The sequence below is a fragment of the Streptomyces sp. NPDC001027 genome, assembly GCF_040299045.1.
GTDB lineage: Bacteria > Actinomycetota > Actinomycetes > Streptomycetales > Streptomycetaceae > Streptomyces.
The window spans coordinates 1-1,759 of record NZ_JBEPBI010000552.1; the positions used below are offsets into that span (position 1 = coordinate 1).

Below are 1,759 nucleotides of genomic sequence, written 5' to 3' on the forward strand. Positions count from 1 at the left end.
CGCTCCGGCGCCCGACAGGCCCGTCCGTTCGTCCGTCCGAGGTGGGACGAGCTGTGCACGAGGCCCGCGCCGCCGTGGACGCTACTTCGGATCGCGGTTGAACTGCGCCGTCGACCAGCGGTGGCCGAGCACGATCAGGCCGATGCACCAGGCGATCGCGATCCACCCGTTGTCGCCGATCTCGGTTCCGAGCAGCAGGCCTCGCAGGGTCTCGATGGCCGGGGTGAACGGCTGGTACTCGGCGATCGGCCGGAACCAGCCGGGCATCGTGTCGGCGGGGATGAAGGCGCTGGAGACCAGCGGCAGGAGAATCAGCGGCATCGCACTGTTGCTGGCCGCCTCGGGGTTCGGGCTGGCCATGCCCAGCCCGATCGCGATCCAGGTGAGCGCCAGGGCGAACAGCGCCAGCAGCCCGAACGCCGCGAGCCACTCCAGGACGGTGGCGTCCGTGGACCGGAAGCCGATGGCCACGCCGACGGCTCCGACGAGGACCACGCTGGCGAGGCACTGCAGCACACTGCCGAGGACGTGGCCGACGATCACGGAGCCGCGGTAGACCGACATGGCGCGGAAGCGCGCGATGAGGCCCTCGGTCATGTCCATCGAGATGTACACGGCGGCCCCGATCACGGTGCTGCCGATGGTCATCATCAGAATGCCCGGGACGATGTAGGCGATGTAGTCGGAGCGGTCCGCGCCGCCGCCGCCGATGCCCGCGCTCATCACGTCGCCGAAGATGTAGACGAAGAGCAGCAACATCATGATCGGCGTGAGCAGCAGGTTCAGGGTCGCGGACGGGTACCGCCACGCGTGCAGCAGATTACGGCGCAGCATCGTGGTCGAGTCGCGGACGGCGAGGGAGATCCGGGCCGGGCGGGCGGGGGTCAGGGCGGCGCTCATCGGGCGGTCTCCTTGGGCTGGACGGGGACGTCGGCGGGGCCGGTGAGGGCGAAGAACACGTCGTCGAGGTCGGGGGTGTGCACGGTCAGCTCGTCCGCCTCGACGCCGGCCGAGTCCAGCCGGTCGAGGAGGGAGCGCAGGGCGCGCTGGCTGCCGTCGCCGGGCATCCGCAGCGCCAGCGCCTCGTCGTCCCGCGTGGCGTCGGACAGCGCGGAGGCGGCGGACCGGTAGGCGGCCGGTTCGGTGAAGCGGAGCCGGACGTGGCCGCCGGGGATCATGCGCTTCAACTCGTCGGCAGTGCCTTCGGCGGCGATCCTGCCGTCGTTCAGCACCGCGATGCGGTCGGCGAGTTCGTCGGCCTCCTGAAGGTACTGGGTGGTGAGGAAGACGGTGACTCCGTCGGCGACGAGTTCGCGGATGATCTGCCACATGGTGTGGCGGGAGCGCGGGTCGAGGCCGGTGGTCGGTTCGTCGAGGAAGATGATCCGCGGGTCCCCCACCAGCGTCATGGCGATGTCGAGCCGGCGCTTCATGCCGCCCGAGTACGTGGAGGCGGGCTTCTTCGCCGCCTCGGCCAGGTCGAAGCGCTCGAGCAGTTCCGTGGCGACCCGCCGCCCCGCACGCCTGGACAGGTGGTGCAGGTCGGCCATGAGGAGCATGTTCTCCTCGCCGGTGATGAGTCCGTCGACGGCGGAGAACTGCCCGGTGACGCCGATCGCCGCGCGGACCCCGTCCGGTGACCTGCTGACGTCGTGTCCGGCCACCTGGGCCTGCCCCCCGTCGGGGGTGATGAGGGTGGAGAGGATCTTGACGGCGGTGGTCTTGCCTGCGCCGTTCGGTCCGAGCAGCGCGAACACCG

General features: G+C 70.6%; 2 protein-coding genes. Both read right to left on the bottom strand.

Annotated features, from left to right (window positions below):
• Nucleotides 1–81 precede the first annotated feature (81 nt).
• A complete protein-coding gene (locus ABT300_RS43805) occupies nt 82–900 on the bottom strand; it encodes an ABC transporter permease (RefSeq protein WP_351688703.1) in 819 nt (272 codons plus the stop codon).
• The coding region (locus tag ABT300_RS43810; protein ID WP_351688706.1) for an ATP-binding cassette domain-containing protein at nt 897–1,759 on the bottom strand (863 nt) is incomplete at its 5' end. The genes ABT300_RS43810 and ABT300_RS43805, both read right to left, overlap by 4 nt.

Excerpts from the sequence above, each read along its gene's own strand:
- ABT300_RS43805 (WP_351688703.1), bottom strand. The coding sequence starts at position 900 with ATGAGCGCCGCCCTGACCCCCGCCCGCCCGGCCCGGATCTCCCTCGCC.